The sequence below is a fragment of the Serratia sp. LACPHL-BACT-2024-00286 genome, assembly GCF_043109535.1.
GTDB classification, from domain to species: domain Bacteria; phylum Pseudomonadota; class Gammaproteobacteria; order Enterobacterales; family Enterobacteriaceae; genus Serratia; species Serratia sarumanii.
In genome coordinates this window covers 444,796-462,438 of sequence record NZ_JBICNA010000002.1, presented here as the reverse complement: position 1 = coordinate 462,438, position 17,643 = coordinate 444,796, and the positions used below count along the sequence as shown (strand labels likewise).

The following is a 17,643-nucleotide window of genomic DNA, read 5'->3' as shown; positions in this document are numbered from 1 at the left end:
CATGAAAAGGGAATGTCTTATTCTTTGTCTGGGCGTGCTGTTCAGCTGTTGCAGCCGCGCTGAAGCCACGCCGGCGCCGGTCAAACAACGCGTTAGCCAGGAAAGCCTCATCGGCGATACGCAACGCAAACTGTTACCGTCCACCCCTCCTGTTTTGTCGCCGCAGCCGGAGCAAAACGCGCAAGCGGACATATTTATCAGCGAATCTCCGTGTTGGATGATCGATAAAGTCGAAACGGCGACGGCGCCGCTACGCCTCACGGCTTTCAAACAGTTGGCGCATACGGCCCGTGGCCGCTGTATGGGGGAGAAAGGGTTGGCGAGGTTGCGCAAAAAGCTGCAAAACGCGCTGATAGCGCAAGGCTATATCACTTCGCGGGTGCAGCTCGACGTTCAAGAGGTACCGGCAGGGATACTGAAGGTTCGTGTGCATTATGGCCGCATTGGTCAGCTGAAAATGCAGGCGGGCAGCAGCGCCTATTTCCGCCCCGATGCGCTTTTTCCCATTGCGGCCGGCGATGTGCTGAATTTGCGTAGCATCGAGCAAGGGCTGGAGAACATGGGGGGGATACCGGGCGTCATCAGCGATATCCGCATTGCTCCGGGCGAACGAGCTGGCGAAAGCGATATCGAGATCCTGCGCCAACAGGATAAATATTGGCGTTTTACCGCCTGGGCGGATGACGCCGGCGTTCGTTCTACGGGGCGTTATCAGACCGGCGGCGCGCTGTATCTCGATAATCTGACCGCCTTGGGCGACGTTTTTTACCTGTCGATGGCGCGCAGCATTCTGGCGCCGCCGGGCAAAGGCAATGAAAGCCGCGCCCTGTACTATAGCTTGCCTTGGGGATACTGGCGCTTCAGCGCGTTGGGCGGAGACAGCCGCTATCACCAGACTTTCGCCGGCAACTTCACCGATTATCGCTATAACGGCCGTTCGCAGTATTGGGGGCTGCAGGCTGACTATACGTTGGCGCGCGGGATGAATGAGAAAACGTCGTTGAATGCGCAACTGCTGCAACGCCATTACCGCTATTACCTCAATGACACGGAGATTGCCTTGCAGAGCGCACGGCTAACCAGCCTGAAGCTGGGCGTCAGCCATCTTTATTATGGCACCCGTGCGCAAATCGCGCTGACCGCCGACGCCCTTGCCGGCGTCGGGAAGGGGAGTTCACATGCCGAACAGCAGCTGCGAGCGGGCGGCAGTATGCTGAAACCCTTCAATGCATTTGGTCATCGTCTGCGTTATCTCGGGGAGTTATCGGGGCAATGGGCGAGCGCCGCACAGCCGATCCAGGATAAGTCGTTTATCGGCGACCGTTCTACGGTGCGCGGGTTTAGCGGCGACAGCAAATCGATCGGCAGCAGCGGAGGGTATCTGCGCAATACGCTGACGTTGGAACGTGACATGCTGCAACCCTATATTGGATTCGACTACGGGCAGTTGGCCAAACAACAGGGGGAAGGCGGCCAGTTGGCGGGGAGCGTCATTGGCCTACAGGTGAATCAGGGGCGTTTTGCTGCGGACATTTTCGCCGGCACGCCGGTGATCAAACCCGGCGCGCTGCCGAGTGAGCGTCTGGTTTTGGGCTTCTCCAGCCAGCTCAGTTTTTGACGCGATACGGGGCGCGGATCTGCGCCCCGTGTTTACGATCGCTGATTCAGTTTTCTTCACTGTCGCGATAATCGTACATCCCGGGGATCAGCACCAGCTGCGCGGCGATCTCCGCCGCCTTGGCCTTGCCGAGCAGCAGGTCTATCAGCTTCAGCGCGAACTCCATCGCGGTGCCCGGCCCCTGGCTGGTGAGCAGGTTGACGCGCGCGTCGTACACCACGCGGCGCTCCATCCATTTATCCGCCGGTATCTGGTCTTTCAGGCCCGGGAAGCCGGTCATGTTGCCGACCGGGAACAGATCGTGATGCTGCAGCACCAGCGCCGGTGCCGCGCAGATGGCGGCGACGATATTGCCCTGCAGATGCATCTGCCGCACCTTTTCCACCAGCAGCGGGCTGTCGCGGAAGCATTCTGCGCCTTTCAGGCCGCCGGGCAGCACGATGGCGTCGAACGGCTCATCGACGATCGCCACCAGCGGCGCGTCGGCCAGCAGCTTGACGCCGCGCGAACAGACGATAGTCAGCTCGCCGTCGCCGGCAACGCTGGCGGTAGTGACTTTTACGCCCGCCCGCACCAGCAGATCGAGGGTGGTGACGGCTTCGATTTCTTCGCTACCAGGTGCCAGGCAGACCAGCGCCGATACGCTCATATTCATTTTCCTTTCGTTTAATCAGTTCAAACAGCCGCGCATTCTCCGGCAGCGTGAGGCCGTGGCTGCGCGCGCGGCGCAGCAGGTAACCGGTGATGTAGTCGATCTCGGTGTGCCGCTGGCTGCGGATATCCTGCAGCATCGACGAAACGTTGTCGGCGGTGCTGTGGATCACGTCCATCACGTATTGCATCAGGCCTTCGCAGGAGGTGTGGTAGCCCTCCATCGCCATCACGCTGGCGACTTCACGGCACAGCGTTTCGATCTGCTCCGGGTAGCGCTGCAGATCGCCGTTGCGGCAGCCGTACAGCGCCGTCAGCGGGTTGATCACGCAGTTGACCGCCAGCTTGCGCCAGTTGGCCGAGGCGATGTTGTTGTGCCAGGCGACGTCGGGCAGCGCCTGATGCAGCACTTCCGCCAGGTGGCTGAGGTGTTGGGCGGCCGGCGAGGTGGGGCCAATGTGGGTGATGCCGGTGGCGACGTGAATAATGGTGCTGCCTTCGTGGCGCGCGGCGTGGGTGGTGGTGCCCTGCAGGATCGGCTGGCCGTTCGGCGGCAGCTCCTCCTGGGTGCCCATGCCGTTGTGCAGCAGCAAAATGGCGCACTGGGGGTTCAGCTTCGGCAGCAGCGCGCTGACCGCGCTGGATACCTGCCAGGCTTTCAGCGTCACCAGCAGCAGCTCGCTCTGCGCGAGGTGCTGCGGATCGTTGGTGGGCAAATTGCGATTGAACGAGACGCCTTCCGGCTCTATCACGTTCACGGCGCAAAAAGGCTGAGGCACTCTTAGCCATCCCTGCACATCGTGGCCCTGCTGATACAGCCGGGAGAGCCACAGTTGTCCGAGCGCGCCGCAACCAAGAATGGTTATTTTCATTCAGTCTCCTTGGAAACACGGGAATACCGCTCAATTACCGTGAATTAACTATAGGCTTTATGGCAGCCCGAAGCGCTATCCCTGCGTGCGTTCAGCAGATTTTGTCTGAGGCGGCAAAGCGGTTATCATGCTCGGCATCAAAATCGCCTAAGCTATTAGGCACTCATTCAGGAGGAAGAAGTATGCCATCTTTCGACATCGTTTCCGAAATTGATATGCAGGAAGTGCGTAACGCCGTTGAGAACGCCACCCGCGATCTCGGCACCCGCTGGGATTTTCGCAACGTGCCGGCCAGCTTTGAGTTAAACGAGAAAGACCAAAGCATCAAGGTTGCCAGCGAGTCTGATTTCCAGGTACAGCAGCTGCTCGACATTCTGCGCGAAAAGCTGAGCAAGCGCAGCATCGACGGCGCTGCGCTGGAGATCCCGGAAGAGTTTACCCACAGCGGTAAAACCTACAGCGTGGAAGCCAAGCTGAAGCAGGGGATTGAAACCTCTGTGGCGAAGAAAATCGTCAAGCTGATCAAAGACAGCAAGCTGAAGGTGCAGGCGCAGATCCAGGGCGAAGAAGTGCGGGTGACCGGCAAGTCACGCGACGATTTGCAGAGCGTGATGGCGCTGGTGCGCGGCGGCGATCTGGGGCAGCCGTTCCAGTTCAAGAACTTCCGCGATTAATCTCTACGGGGCCGGCATTGCCGGCCCCGTTTCTTTACAGCGAATTGACCAGCGCTTCCAACTGACCGCGATTGGTCTGCTTGGTATCCACCTTGACGTAGGCGCTGCGCTCTTCCGGCACCACGATCGCTTCGGCCACGCCGGGCTGCGCCTTCAGGCGGCTTTCCAGCGCCGAATCCTTTACCGCCAGTTCCGACAGCGTAATGCGCAGGCTGCTGACATACGGCGGCTCTTTCATGGTGCTGCTGACCAGGAACCAGATCGCGGCCAACACGGCGCCGGCGATAAACACCAGCCCTGCGCCCTGCAATCCGTATAGCCAGCCGCCGAGGCTGCCGCCGATCGCCACGCCGATAAACTGGCTGGTGGAGTAGACTCCCATCGCGGTGCCCTTGTAGCCGGCCGGTGACTCTTTGCTGATCAGCGAAGGCAGAATGGCTTCCATCACGTTGAAGGCCATGAAGAACAGCTGCACGCCGGCGATGATGCCCCACAGGTGCGCGCCGGAGAGCCACAGCAGCACTTCGGCGCAGAACAGCACCGCCACGCAGCCCATAAACACCTGCTTCATGCGGCGATATTTTTCGGCATAGATGATGAAAGGCACCACGGCGGCGAACGATACCAGCATGGTGACTAGGTAGACGATCCAGTGCTCGCTGGCCGCCAGCCCGGCTTTTTCCATCGCCAGCGGCAGCGCCACGAAGCTCGACATCAGCAGGATATGCAGGCACATGATGCCGAAGTTGAGCTTCAGCAGGCGCGAGTTGCTCAGCACCTTGCGGAAGCTGCCGCGCACGATGCTGGACTCGCGGTTCAGCAGGTGAGTGTCGGCGGAAGGCACTACTGCCAGGGTGATGACGATGCCGGCCAGTGCCAGTACGGCGATCATCCAGAACAGCGCATGCAGGCCTAAGGCGTGGGTGATGATAGGGCCCAATACCATGGCGATCGCAAAGGTGATGCCGAAGCTGACGCCGATAAACGCCATCGCCTTGGTGCGGTTCTGCTCGCGGGTCAGATCGGAGAGCAGCGCCATGACCGCGGCGGCGATGGCGCCGGAGCCTTGCAGCGCGCGGCCGAGGATCACGCCCCAGATCGAGTCGGTAGCGGCGGCGATCACGCTGCCGAGGGCAAAGATCAGCAGGCCGCCGACGATCAGCGGTTTGCGGCCGATGCGATCGGACACCAGGCCGAACGGGATTTGAAACACCGCCTGCGCCAGGCCGTAGATGCCGATGGCGATGCCGATCAGCGCTTCGCTGGCGCCGTTGAGCGCCATGCCGTAGGTGGTCAGCACCGGCAGTACCATAAACATGCCGAGCATGCGCAGGGAGAATACGGTGCCCAATCCCCAGGTGGCGCGGCGCTCCTGCGGGGTCATTGAATTATCGTTCACATCAAACCTCGGTAAAAACCATGCCATCAGACGTTGAGACAGCGCCTGATGGCATGATTTCTGTAAAGCTGCGTCATTTTAGTGTGCAGGGCAGGGGGGGTAAATCGAATGTTGTTTAACAGATATTACAGTTCGGCCGCTTTTCGGCGTGACAAATAAAATGGGCCGCAAAAGCGGCCCATTCACAGATGATTTGGCTTACCAAACGTAGGTCACCAGCGCTTCAGGCGCCGCCGTGGCGCTGAAGTCGATCGACATCATCACGCTCAGCGAGGTGATGGCGACGATGGAGAACACGAACAGTTTACGCGCCCAGACGCTGTCGTTTTCGGTTTTGTAACCGCGTAGCGCCATGCCCAGCCACCATACGCTCACCGCCGCAGCGACGATCAGGTATTTGTAGCCGGCGTAGCCCACCAGGGTCAGCATCAGCGTGGCAATCATAAACGCCAGGATGTAGACCGTGATGTGGTTCTTGGCGACGGAAATGCCTTTCACCACCGGCAGCACCGGAATGTTGGCCGCCTGGTAATCTTTAAAGCGGAAGATAGCGATCGCATAAGAATGCGGCATCTGCCACAGGCTAAAGATAGCCAGCAGGATCAACGCCCCGGCGTCGAACTCGTTGGTTACCGCGCAGTAGCCGATAACCGGCGGCGCGGCGCCCGACAGGCTGCCGATCAGCGTGCCGTAGACCGAGTGGCGTTTCATGTACAGGCTGTAAACGCCGACATAAACCACGAAGCCCATCACCGCCAGCCACATGGCCAGCGGGTTGGCCGCGATATACAGCAACGCGAAGCCCACAATACCCAAAGCGGTCGCATAAACCAGGGTGACACTCGGCGCGATCAGGCCTTTTACCAGCACCCGATTCTTCGTTCTCTCCATTTTCTTGTCGATGTCGCGGTCGATGTAGTTATTAAACACACAGCCCGACGCGACCACCAACGAGACACCCACCAGGGTGGCGAGAAACAGGGGATAGTCGATGCTCCCTTTGGAAGCGAGCAGGAATCCCCCAACGACAGAAATTAAATTGCCGAAAATAATTCCTGGTTTAGTGACTTGCAGGTATTGCTTAATCATCACGTGCAGCTCAGCTCTTAATCGACCATCATATTGATGTTGAGGTTGTACATAATCCAGAGTGAACCTACAACAACGATACCGATGATCATAGCGGTGAACAGCAATGCCACCAGGTTCCAGCGCTCTTCCGATGAGGTGTTCATGTGCAGGAAGTAAACCAGGTGAACAATCACCTGGATAACCGCCATGCCGACAACAACCGCCAGGATGGTGGAATGAGAGGCAGTGCCGTTCATTACCATCGCAAATGGAATTACCGTCAGGATGATCGACAGGATAAAGCCGATCAGGTATGACTTCACGCTGCCGTGGCTTGCGCCGCCGTGAGAGGTTTCATGGGATGAATGGCTCATTACATAACCCCCAACAGGTAGACAACGGTAAATACGCAGATCCAGACCACGTCCAGGAAGTGCCAGAACAAGCTCAGGCACATCAGGCGGGTTTTGTTGGTCGCGGTCAGGCCGAACTTGCTCACCTGAATCATCAGCACGATGATCCAAATCAGGCCGGAAGTTACGTGCAGACCGTGGGTGCCGACCAGTGCGAAGAAGCTGGACAGGAACGCGCTGCGATCCGGACCGAAGCCTTCGGCGATCAGATGATGGAATTCATAGATTTCCATCGCCACGAAGCCCAGACCAAACAGGAAGGTCAGGAACAGCCAGGTGTTTACACCGCCAACTTTACCCTTGTTCATGGCGATCATCGCCATGCCGTAGGTGATGGAGCTGAACAACAGCAGGAAAGTTTCGACCAGGACAAACTTCAGGTCGAAGATGTCTTTACCTGAGGGACCGCCAGCGGTCCCGTTCACCAGGACTGCATAAGTCGCGAACAAGCTCGCAAACAAAATACAGTCGCTCATCAGGTAGATCCAGAATCCGAAGACTTTGGTCTCTCCCGCGTCGTGGTGCCCATGCTCTGCATGGGCTGCGTTATGATTGGTCAGAGTTTCAGTTGACATGGTTCACGCCTGCTTTACGGATTTGTTCGTAGTGTTGGTTCTCAATGCGCTCGATTTCATCAACCTGCACATAGTAGTCAACATCGTGATCGAAGCTCTTGCCGATCCAGACAACGATCATACCGATGAAGCCGGCCAGAGCCATCCACCAGATTTCCCAAATCATTGCGAAACCGAATACCAGGCTGAAGAAGGCGATGATCACGCCGGCGCCGGTGTTCTTAGGCATATGAATCGGTTCGTATTTAGCCGGTTTCTTATACGCTTCGCCTTTTTCTTTCATGTCCCAGAATTCATCACGGTCATGAATCTGCGGCACTACGGCAAAGTTATAGAACGGCGGTGGAGACGAAGTTGACCACTCCAGAGTACGAGCACCCCATGGGTCACCGGTCAGATCGCGGTTCTGTTCGCGGTCACGGATACTGACGAAGATCTGGATCAGCTGGCACAGGATGCCGCAGGCGATCAGCGCCGCACCGCCGGCTGCAACCAGCAGCAGAGGGTGGAACTCAGGGTTGATGTTCTGGCTGATACGACGGGTCATGCCCATAAAGCCCAATGCGTACAGCGGCATGAAGGCGGTGAAGAAGCCGATGATCCAGAACCAGAACGCGCGGATGCCCCATTTTTCGTTCAGCGTGAAGCCGAAGGATTTCGGGAACCAGTAAGTCAGGCCCGCGAAGCAACCGAACACTACGCCGCCGATGATGACGTTGTGGAAGTGAGCGATCAGGAACAGGCTGTTGTGCAGCACGAAGTTCGCGCCCGGCACCGCCAGCAGAACGCCGGTCATACCACCTACGGAGAAGGTGATGATGAAGCCAACGGTCCACAGCATCGCGGAGTTGAGCTTGATACGGCCCTGATACATGGTGAACAGCCAGTTGAAGATTTTCACCCCGGTCGGGATGGAAATGATCATGGTGGCGATACCGAAGAAGGCGTTAACGTTCGCGCCGGACCCCATGGTAAAGAAGTGGTGCAGCCAGACGATGAACGACAGAACGGTGATCGCGATGGTTGCCCATACCAGTGAGGTATAGCCGAACAGGCGTTTTCTGGAGAAGGTCGCGGTGACTTCGGAGAACACGCCGAACACCGGCAGAACCAGGATATACACCTCTGGGTGACCCCAGGCCCAAATCAGGTTGATGTACATCATCATGTTGCCGCCCATATCATTGGTGAAGAAATGGGTGCCCAGATAGCGATCCAGGGTCAGCAGCGCGATGGTGACGGTCAGAATTGGGAAAGAAACGATGATCAGGACGTTGGTACACAGCGCCGCCCAGGTGAACACCGGCATCTTCATCATAGGCATGCCTGGGGCACGCATCTTCAGAATGGTGGCGAAGAAGTTCACGCCGGTCAGCAGGGTACCCAGACCGGAAATCTGCAGACTCCAGATCCAGTAATCGACCCCGACGCCAGGACTGTACTCTTTACCCGACAGCGGCGGATACGCCAGCCAACCGGTCTGAGCGAACTCACCGACCCCCAGGGAGATGTTGATCAGCACAACGCCCACCACGAAGAACCAGAAGCTCAGGGAGTTCAGGAACGGGAAGGCGACGTCGCGCGCACCGATTTGCAGCGGCACCACGACGTTCATCAGGCCGACCACGAAAGGCATCGCCATGAAGAAGATCATGATAACGCCGTGCGCGGTGAAGATCTGGTCGTAGTGGTGCGGCGGCAGGAACCCGGCTTCGCCGGCGGACGCCAACGCCTGCTGGCTACGCATCATGATGGCGTCGGCGAAGCCGCGCAGCAGCATGACCATCGCCACGATGATGTACATGATACCAATTTTTTTATGGTCGACCGAAGTCAGCCATTCGCTCCACAACCACTTCCATTTGCCGAAATATGTCAGCAGCGCCAGCACTGCCAGGCCCCCGACAATAATTGCGGCTACGGTGACCATGATGATCGGTTCGTGGTAGGGAACCGCATCAAGTGTTAATTTTCCCAACATCAGTTATTCCTCGGCTCCGGCGTGAGCAGCATGTTCACCCATGTCCATACCTTGGCTCATGTCCATGCCTTCGTGCGCGCCAGCGCCCTTGTGCATATCCATGTCGCCCATGAATTTGGCAATTGTTTCTTTGAACAAATTCGGTTTGACAGCGGCAAAGTACTCAACCGGGTTGTTTTCACTCGGCTCTGCCAGTTTGTTAAAGTCGTCGGTGGTGTTCAGGTTTTTAGACGATGCCTTCACCTTGGCCACCCACTGATCGAAGTCGCCTTCGGTCGGGGTAACGATCGCGGTGAATTTCATACCGGAGAAGCCTGCGCCGCTGTAGCTGCTGGAGATGCCTTTGTAGGCACCGGCTTCGTTGCCGATCAGGTGCAGTTTGGTCTGCATGCCGGCCATCGCATAAATCTGTCCACCCAACTGCGGGATAAAGAACGAGTTCATTACCGAGTTAGAGGTGATCTTGAATTCGACTGGAACATCTTTCGGGAAAGCCAGCTCATTAACGGTCGCAATGCCTTGTTCCGGGTAGATGAACAGCCATTTCCAGTCGAGCGACACCACTTCGATCGTCATCGGCTTCTTGTCGGTGACAATCGGCTTGAACGGGTCGAGTTCGTGGGTGGTCTTCCAGGTAATGGTGCCAAGGATGGCGATGATAATGATAGGAATGGTCCAGACGACCGCTTCGATCTTGTTGGAGTGGGCCCAGTTCGGACTGTACTTGGCGTCTTTGTTGGAAGCGCGATACTTCCAGGCAAAGGCGAACGCCATGAAGATAACTGGCACCACCACGATCAACATCAACGCGATTGCAGTGATAATCAGTGTCCGTTGCTCAACACCAATTGCTCCTTTGGGATTCATCAAAACCATATCGCAACCACTGAGCAATACAGTGGCTGCGATTAATGACAGCATCCCAATACTTTTATTGTATTTCTTAAGTCTCATCTAACGACCTCAATAACAAAGGCTCAATTGTCGTTTCATGTGTGCGGGCATTTTACGGGAAGGTTGCAGTACTGTAAACATGCTTAAGGGAGTGTCAGCGGCTTGTTGACACTTTCTGTTAAGGGGGTCACAGATGTAACCCTGCGTGACAATTTACTAATGACAACAACGCGTTGGCACGCTGAATCGTGACGAGCAGCCCGTATGTTAAGGAAAACTAAAGGTATGATGAATTTGGCGAAGAAATGCGCGGCAGGAAAATACGCAGAAAAGGTTTATTTAATGTAAAATAATTGTGTCTTAAAGGTGAATTTAATTTTATTTCCGAGTGCGGCAGTCGGATAAAAAAATAATTTTCGCGCCGATTATCTTTTTTTACCGAAATAAATATACCCCCGGATCGCTTTTTTTTCGGCCGGCGAAATCGCCGGCCGGTCAGATTATGCCAAACGGGTGCGGCGAAGGGCGAGGTAATCCAGCGCGCTGCCCATCGCGACGCCGAGCAGGCTCAGCGCGGCGCCGATCTGCAGCAGCCGATCGGCCAGCAGCGGTGCCTGCGTCCAGTCCAGCGCATTGGCGATCAGCAACAGCAACCACAGGCCCAACAGCGAACAGCCTAGCGTCAGCAGGCGCAGCGCCCAACGGTAATATTCTGAAAACTCGGTGCGCGGCATGAAGTCGCCATGCTGCTGGGTGTGCTCCAGCGTCTGACGGCAGATGCCGAGCAGCAGCAAGCCGGGCAGGGCGGCGGCGATAGAGAACAGGTAGAACAACGGCCAGCCGTGGGCTTCGACGAACCAGCCGGCGATCGGGCCGACATAGACGCGCCCCACGGCGGACAGCGCCGACAGCAGCGCGAACTGGGTGGCGGAGAACGAACGGTTGCACAGCGTCATCAGCAGCGCCACGAAGGCCGCGGTGCCCATGCCGCCACACAGGTTTTCAAGGAAGATGGCGCTGCCCATGGTGAGCAGGCTCTTGTCGGTCACCGCCAGGATCCAATACCCGAGGTTGGAGACCGCCTGCAGGACGCCGAACAGCATCAGCGCGCGGAACAGGCTGAGACGCTGCATCAGCACACCGCCGAACAGGGCGCCGACGATGGTGGCGAACAGGCCGAGGGTTTTGTTGACCAGCCCGACTTCACCGGCGTCGAACCCCACGCCGCGGATCAGGAACGTGGTGCTCAGACTGCCGGCGAAGGCGTCGCCCATTTTGTACATCACGATCAGCAGCAGGATCAGCCAGGCGTTGTTGCGGCCGAAGAAATCGCGCAGCGGCGCGACGACCGCCTGTTCCATGGTGCGCGGCGCCGGGATGCTTTCGTCCGGCTCCGGCGCCAGCAGCGTGGCGGCCACGCCGATCAGCATCAATCCGGCCATCAGCCAGTAGGTGGCTTGCCAGCCGAAATAGCGATCCGCCAGCCACAGCGCCAGGCCGCCGGAAACCAGCATCGCCAGCCGGTAACCCAGCACCGAGATCGCCGCGCCCGCCCCGCGCTCTTCGGCTTTCAGCAGATCGGTCTTGTAGGCGTCGAACACGATATCTTGCGAGGCGGAGCAGAACGCCACCAGCACCGCCAACGCCGCCAGCCACCACAGGTGCTGCGCGGGCTGCATAAAGCCCATCGCCACGATCGCCGCCACCAGCAGCAGCTGGCTGACCAGCAGCCAACCGCGCCGCCGCCCGAGGAACGGCGGGGTATAGCGGTCCATGAACGGCGACCAGAGGAATTTGAAGACGTAGGCCTGGCCCACCAGCGAGAAGATGCCGATGGTTTTCAGATCGATATTTTCGACGGTCATCCAGGCTTGCAGCGTGCCGGAGGTCAATGCCAGCGGCAGACCCGACGCGAAGCCCAGCAGCAGCAGAATGGCGGAGTTACGCTGGGTGAAAATGTTCAGATAGTGTTTCGACATGAGTTCCCTGTCTGCGCCGCCCGATCCGCCGGGCGGCACAAGGCGCGGCGATTAACGCGCGTTTTGCTTGATAAAGTCGTTGACGCTGGTGTCCTGGGCCATATCGGCGATCACGTCGCCCAGCACGGAGTTGACGGCGTCGGTGATCTTCTCGTTGGTGGCCGTGAAGGCGCCCTGCACGTTATAGGTCGAGCGGTAATTCTTCACCTGCTTGTTGCCGTTCTTCGCCTGGGCGATGATCGAGATGTCGGCTTTGGTGGTGATGTTGTAGCGCAGGTTGCCTTCGGAGACGTCCGCGTACAGATTATTGACGACGATTTGCAGCGCCACCGGGCCGTCGGCGCCGATCATGTAGCCGCGAGCGCCCATCTGTTTCTCCAGCACTTCCTGCAGCAGGAAACGCAGATCGCGCGATGGCGTCAGCGTGACCAGCTGGCCGTCGCGGTTCACTTTGGCCAACGCCTGATCGGTGCGCTGATCCGCGCCGTTGATGCTGACGGTGATGCCCTGCAGGGTAGGATCCTGCTGCGGCAGAACGATTTTCGGCGTGACGTTCAGGGTGTTGCTGCTGGTCGCGCAGCCGGCCAGCAGCAGGGCGGCCAGCAAAGGAAGACAAAGTTTCTTTAACATGTTTTCTGTCTCATTCTCGATGGATTTAGCAATAATCAGAGCGGGATAGCCGACAACAAATTGCCGACATCATAGCATCGCCGCCGTGCGGTGGAAGCGCGGAAGGCGCCTGAGTGACAAATTTTTACCTGCCGTTGATAAAAACACGCTTTTTTGGCCCGCTCAATCGGATAATCCCCCAAGCGGCGGGGATGACGCTCATCATTTGACCGCAGAAAAGAGAAATTTGTCCCGGCGATGGTCTAAACGGGGGGAAACCGGCTAATATTGAACTAGATGGGCACGGTCCTCTGCCGGTGTTGTAAGGAGATCCTATGATTCGCGAGCAAATAGAAGCAAAGTTAAGGGCGGCGTTTGAGCCCGCGTATCTGGAAGTCGTTGATGAAAGCTATCGTCATAACGTTCCGGCGGGTTCAGAAAGCCATTTCAAAGTGGTATTGGTCAGCGATCGCTTCGTCGGCGAACGTTTTTTGACGCGCCACCGCTCCATCTACGGCGTGCTGTCGGAGGAGCTGGCGGACGGCGTACACGCGCTGGCGCTGCACACCTACACGCTCAAAGAGTGGGAAGGGTTGCAGGATACCGTACCGGCCTCGCCGCCGTGTCGCGGCGCCGGGACGCTGGCCTGAGGGGGAAATTTTCAGGTATCAGTGGAACTTTGCCCTTGAATTAGGGTATTACTACTGACGAATTTTGAAACGGCCTGCGGGCCGTTTCTGTTTTTGACGACGACACGGCCGATGCGCAATGTGGCCAACGTTCGGGCTGTTTTGGCGGCCTTTTGGCGATCGAATCGGCAAAAGTGTGAGTTTTAGCGCGCCTGCGCCGCCTAGCTTTCCTCGACTCGCCATGCATGCGCCGCTATAATGTCGCGTCTTATTTTTCCGGAATGGTTTCGGGACGCTTCTGTCATCAGGGAACTCGGTTCTTATTTGTAGCCGTCCTGGTTCTTGGAACGGAGTTGACCGAGCACTGTGATTTTTTTGAGGTAACAAGATGCAAGTTTCAGTAGAAACCACTCAAGGCCTTGGGCGCCGTCTCTCTATTACTGTACCGGCTGATACTATCAAGCAGGCGGTGAAGAAAGAGCTGATCAACGCAGCGAAAAGCGTGCGTATCGACGGCTTCCGCAAAGGCAAAGTGCCGATGAACATCGTGGAACAGCGTTACGGCGCCTCTGTTCGTCAGGACGTGCTGGGCGAAGCGATGCAGCGCAGCTTCGTTGACGCGATCATCAAAGAAAAGATTAATCCGGCCGGCGCACCAAACTACGTGCCGGGCGAGTACAAAGAAGGTGAAGACTTCACTTTCGCCGTTGAATTCGAAGTGTATCCAGAAGTTGAGCTGAAAGGCCTGGAAAACATCGAAGTTGAAAAACCTGTGGTTGAAGTGAACGACGAAGACGTCGACGCGATGCTGGATACCCTGCGCAAGCAGCAGGCGACTTGGAAAGAAACCGATCGCGCAGCGGAAGCTGAAGATCGCGTGACCGTTGACTTCACCGGTTCTATCGACGGTGAAGAGTTCGAAGGCGGCAAAGCGTCCGACTTCGTACTGGCAATGGGCCAGGGCCGCATGATCCCAGGCTTCGAAGAAGGCCTGGTCGGTCACAAAGCGGGCGAAGAGTTCTCCATCGACGTGAACTTCCCGGAAGATTACCACGCGGAAAATCTGAAGGGCAAAGCGGCCAAATTCGCTATCGTGCTGAAGAAAGTTGAAGAGCGCGAACTGCCGGAGCTGACCGAAGAGTTCATCAAGCGTTTCGGCGTGGCGGACGGTTCCGTTGCCGGCCTGCGCACCGAAGTTCGCAAGAACATGGAGCGCGAGCTGAAAGGCGCCGTGCGTAACCGCATCAAGTCTCAGGCGATCGACGGCCTGGTGAGCGCGAACGAAATCGACGTGCCAGCTGCCCTGATCGACGGCGAAATCGACGTACTGCGTCGTCAGGCTGCACAGCGTTTCGGCGGCAACGAGAAGCAAGCGCTGGAACTGCCACGCGAGCTGTTCGAAGAGCAAGCGAAACGCCGCGTAGTGGTTGGCCTGCTGCTGGGCGAAGTGATCAGCACCAACGACCTGAAAGCTGACGAAGACCGCGTGAAGACGCTGATCGAAGAAATGGCTTCTGCCTACGAAGATCCGAGCGAAGTCATCGAGTTCTACAGCAAAAACAAAGAGCTGATGAACAACATGCGCAACGTGGCTCTGGAAGAGCAAGCGGTTGAAGCCCTGCTGGCAAAAGCGAAAGTGACTGAAAAAGCCACTACCTTCAGCGAGCTGATGAACCAGACTCAACAGGCGTAATGCCGGCGTGCCGGGCGCCATGAACGGCGCCCCCGGTTTCGCCTGGCGAACCGGCGCACGATGAAAAAGCCCGCAACCTCAGGTTGCGGGCTTTTCTTTTTGCCACGTTGCTGATTAATCTCAGGTTAAGCGGGGCAATATGCACTATATTTACCCTGTTGCCTGGGGAACTGGCTGGCATGATAACGGTCAGATTAACGGCATCGTTTTCGGCGCGCGGAGAAAATCGGTCTCTGGGCTTGAAATCGCGCCGGGATCCCCCAATCTGTAAAGAATAATTCTGGGGCTGTTTGCCAAAGTGCGCGGGATGAAATAACCGTCGGGTACGTGCGGCGCGGGTCGAATGCTTGAGCATAGTCATCATGGCCGTTCTCAAGTAGAATCGGCGTATTAGGGTGACACCCTGGCCGCCAAGGCAATTTCTATTAGGAGACGGTAATGTCATACAGTGGCGAACGAGATCAATTTGCACCGAACATGGCGCTGGTGCCGATGGTGGTAGAGCAGACTTCACGCGGGGAGCGTTCTTACGACATCTATTCCCGCCTGCTGAAAGAGCGCATCATTTTCCTGACCGGCCAGGTGGAAGATCACATGGCCAACCTGATCGTGGCGCAAATGCTGTTCCTCGAAGCGGAAAGCCCGGAAAAAGACATTTTCCTCTACATCAACTCGCCGGGCGGGGTGATCACCGCGGGCATGTCGATTTACGACACCATGAAGTTCATCAAGCCGGACGTCAGCACCATCTGTATGGGGCAGGCGTGCTCGATGGGCTCCTTCCTGCTGACCGCGGGCGCCAAAGGCAAACGTTTCTGCCTGCCGAACTCGCGCGTGATGATTCACCAGCCGCTGGGCGGCTACCAGGGCCAGGCGACGGACATCGAAATCCATGCGCGCGAAATCCTCAAGGTGAAAGCGCGCATGAACGAACTGATGGCCGAGCATACCGGCCAGCCGCTGGAGCAGATCGAGCGCGACACCGAGCGCGATCGCTTTATGACCGCGGAAGAAGCCGTGGAATACGGCCTGGTTGACGGCATTCTGACACACCGCAGCTAGAACCACGCGGCGCCGATGGACTATAGTAATCAGAGTGGGCAGGGGCTCGCTCTGCTGTGGCCACTCGGCGTTCCCGATATGAGTTTGGGCGCACTGCCGCCGTGATTTTCCTGCGGGACAAGACTAAAGAAGAGGTTTGACTGATGACAGATAAGCGCAAAGACGGTTCAGGAAAGCTGCTGTACTGCTCTTTTTGCGGCAAAAGCCAGCATGAAGTGCGTAAGCTGATTGCCGGGCCGTCAGTGTATATCTGCGATGAATGTGTCGATCTGTGTAACGACATTATTCGCGAAGAGATTAAAGAAGTTGCCCCGCATCGTGAGCGCAGTGCGCTGCCGACGCCGCACGAGATCCGCCACCACCTGGATGACTACGTCATCGGCCAGGAGCAGGCGAAGAAAGTGCTGGCGGTTGCGGTGTACAACCACTACAAACGCCTGCGCAACGGCGATACCAGCAACGGTATCGAGTTGGGCAAGAGCAACATCTTGCTGATCGGCCCGACCGGCAGCGGCAAAACCCTGCTGGCGGAAACGCTGGCGCGCTTCCTGGACGTGCCGTTCACCATGGCCGACGCCACCACGCTGACCGAAGCCGGTTACGTGGGCGAGGACGTGGAAAATATTATCCAGAAGCTGTTGCAAAAATGTGACTATGACGTGCAGAAAGCGCAGCGCGGCATCGTTTATATCGATGAAATCGATAAGATTTCCCGCAAGTCCGACAACCCGTCGATCACGCGTGACGTCTCGGGTGAGGGCGTGCAGCAGGCGCTGCTGAAGCTGATTGAAGGCACCATCGCCGCGGTTCCGCCGCAGGGTGGGCGCAAGCATCCGCAACAGGAGTTCCTGCAGGTCGATACCTCCAAGATCCTGTTTATCTGCGGCGGCGCATTCGCCGGCCTGGATAAGGTGATCGGCCAGCGCGTCAACACCGGCTCCGGCATCGGCTTCGGCGCGACCGTCAAGGGCGAGTCCGAGAAGGCGACCGAAGGCGAACTGCTGCTGCAGGCCGAACCGGAAGACTTGATCAAGTTCGGCCTGATCCCTGAGTTCATCGGCCGTCTGCCGGTGGTGGCGACCCTGAGCGAGCTGAGCGAAGACGCGCTGATTCAGATCCTGAAAGAGCCGAAGAACGCCCTGACCAAGCAGTATCAGGCGCTGTTCAACCTGGAAGGCGTCGAGCTGGAGTTCCGCGACGAAGCGTTGAACGCCATCGCCAAGAAAGCCATGGCGCGCAAAACCGGCGCCCGCGGCCTGCGTTCCATCGTGGAAGGCGCGCTGCTCGACACCATGTACGATCTGCCGTCGATGGACAGCGTAGACAAAGTGGTGATCGACGAGTCGGTCATCGCCGGCCAATCCAAACCGCTGCTGATTTACGGCAAGCCGGAAGCTCAGGCGTCTGGCGAATAATTAGCCAGTCAAACCAGGGCGTTATCAGCAAAATGGGGGATTTTATCCCCCATTTCTTTTTCCTGCATTCTTGCCGTTGAATGTAAGAGATTCATCCCCATATACTCG

16 protein-coding genes are annotated in these 17,643 nt (G+C 57.5%); 6 read left to right on the top strand and 10 right to left on the bottom strand.

Features of this window, described 5'->3' with window-relative positions; genetic code table 11:
* Position 1 precedes the first annotated feature (1 nt).
* Positions 2–1,618 carry a ShlB/FhaC/HecB family hemolysin secretion/activation protein gene (locus ACF8MC_RS08795; protein ID WP_033637307.1) on the top strand — a complete coding sequence of 539 codons (1,617 nt, stop codon included), beginning with the start codon at positions 2–4 and terminating at the stop codon, positions 1,616–1,618.
* 46 nt (positions 1,619–1,664) lie between these two features.
* Here the strand turns inward: ACF8MC_RS08795 and yajL are convergent, their stop codons facing one another.
* Entirely contained in the window at positions 1,665–2,267 is a 603-nt protein-coding gene (gene yajL, locus ACF8MC_RS08790; RefSeq protein WP_033637308.1) for a protein deglycase YajL, read from the bottom strand.
* Positions 2,230–3,141: a 2-dehydropantoate 2-reductase gene (gene panE / locus ACF8MC_RS08785; RefSeq protein WP_033637309.1), complete on the bottom strand. Its 912-nt coding sequence runs from the start codon at positions 3,139–3,141 to the stop codon at positions 2,230–2,232. The genes yajL and panE overlap by 38 nt, the downstream gene beginning before the upstream one ends.
* 182 nt (positions 3,142–3,323) lie before the next feature.
* Here panE and ACF8MC_RS08780 point away from each other — a divergent pair, with 182 nt between their 5' ends.
* Positions 3,324–3,815, top strand: coding sequence for a YajQ family cyclic di-GMP-binding protein (locus tag ACF8MC_RS08780; RefSeq protein ID WP_033637310.1), 492 nt, complete (start codon positions 3,324–3,326; stop codon positions 3,813–3,815).
* Positions 3,816–3,849: 34 nt separating this feature from the next.
* Here the strand turns inward: ACF8MC_RS08780 and ACF8MC_RS08775 are convergent, their stop codons facing one another.
* The 8 genes from ACF8MC_RS08775 to ACF8MC_RS08740 all read right to left on the bottom strand — a co-directional run bounded on the left by ACF8MC_RS08775 (position 3,850) and on the right by ACF8MC_RS08740 (position 12,757).
* On the bottom strand, positions 3,850–5,214 hold the full coding sequence (locus tag ACF8MC_RS08775) for an MFS transporter (protein WP_164105046.1): 1,365 nt from the start codon (positions 5,212–5,214) through the stop codon (positions 3,850–3,852).
* A 198-nt stretch (positions 5,215–5,412) separates the two neighbouring features.
* Entirely contained in the window at positions 5,413–6,303 is an 891-nt protein-coding gene (gene cyoE / locus ACF8MC_RS08770; protein WP_025301761.1) for a heme o synthase, read from the bottom strand.
* Between the two features lie 17 nt (positions 6,304–6,320).
* Positions 6,321–6,659: a cytochrome o ubiquinol oxidase subunit IV gene (locus ACF8MC_RS08765; protein WP_004940369.1), complete on the bottom strand. Its 339-nt coding sequence runs from the start codon at positions 6,657–6,659 to the stop codon at positions 6,321–6,323.
* Positions 6,659–7,273, bottom strand: a complete 615-nt coding sequence (locus ACF8MC_RS08760) for a cytochrome o ubiquinol oxidase subunit III (RefSeq protein ID WP_004940367.1) — start codon at positions 7,271–7,273, stop codon at positions 6,659–6,661. The genes ACF8MC_RS08765 and ACF8MC_RS08760 overlap by 1 nt, the downstream gene beginning before the upstream one ends.
* Positions 7,263–9,254 carry a cytochrome o ubiquinol oxidase subunit I gene (gene cyoB / locus ACF8MC_RS08755; protein ID WP_033637313.1) on the bottom strand — a complete coding sequence of 664 codons (1,992 nt, stop codon included), beginning with the start codon at positions 9,252–9,254 and terminating at the stop codon, positions 7,263–7,265. The genes ACF8MC_RS08760 and cyoB overlap by 11 nt, the downstream gene beginning before the upstream one ends.
* 3 nt (positions 9,255–9,257) lie before the next feature.
* On the bottom strand, positions 9,258–10,208 hold the full coding sequence (cyoA, locus tag ACF8MC_RS08750) for a cytochrome o ubiquinol oxidase subunit II (RefSeq protein ID WP_025301763.1): 951 nt from the start codon (positions 10,206–10,208) through the stop codon (positions 9,258–9,260).
* Between the two features lie 440 nt (positions 10,209–10,648).
* A complete protein-coding gene (ampG, locus tag ACF8MC_RS08745; RefSeq protein WP_033637314.1) occupies positions 10,649–12,127 on the bottom strand; it encodes a muropeptide MFS transporter AmpG in 1,479 nt (492 codons plus the stop codon).
* A gap of 51 nt (positions 12,128–12,178) precedes the next feature.
* On the bottom strand, positions 12,179–12,757 hold the full coding sequence (locus tag ACF8MC_RS08740) for a lipoprotein (RefSeq protein WP_033634001.1): 579 nt from the start codon (positions 12,755–12,757) through the stop codon (positions 12,179–12,181).
* Positions 12,758–13,071: 314 nt separating this feature from the next.
* Here ACF8MC_RS08740 and bolA point away from each other — a divergent pair, with 314 nt between their 5' ends.
* From bolA to clpX, 4 genes are all read left to right on the top strand, one after another.
* Positions 13,072–13,386 carry a transcriptional regulator BolA gene (gene bolA / locus ACF8MC_RS08735; protein WP_004940361.1) on the top strand — a complete coding sequence of 105 codons (315 nt, stop codon included), beginning with the start codon at positions 13,072–13,074 and terminating at the stop codon, positions 13,384–13,386.
* A 367-nt stretch (positions 13,387–13,753) separates the two neighbouring features.
* Complete coding sequence (tig, locus tag ACF8MC_RS08730) at positions 13,754–15,058, top strand: trigger factor (RefSeq protein ID WP_004940358.1); 1,305 nt, start codon at positions 13,754–13,756, stop codon at positions 15,056–15,058.
* 438 nt (positions 15,059–15,496) lie between these two features.
* Entirely contained in the window at positions 15,497–16,120 is a 624-nt protein-coding gene (gene clpP / locus ACF8MC_RS08725) for an ATP-dependent Clp endopeptidase proteolytic subunit ClpP (protein ID WP_016928858.1), read from the top strand.
* 143 nt (positions 16,121–16,263) lie between these two features.
* Entirely contained in the window at positions 16,264–17,535 is a 1,272-nt protein-coding gene (gene clpX / locus ACF8MC_RS08720) for an ATP-dependent protease ATP-binding subunit ClpX (protein WP_004940354.1), read from the top strand.
* The last annotated feature ends 108 nt before the right edge of the window (positions 17,536–17,643 follow it).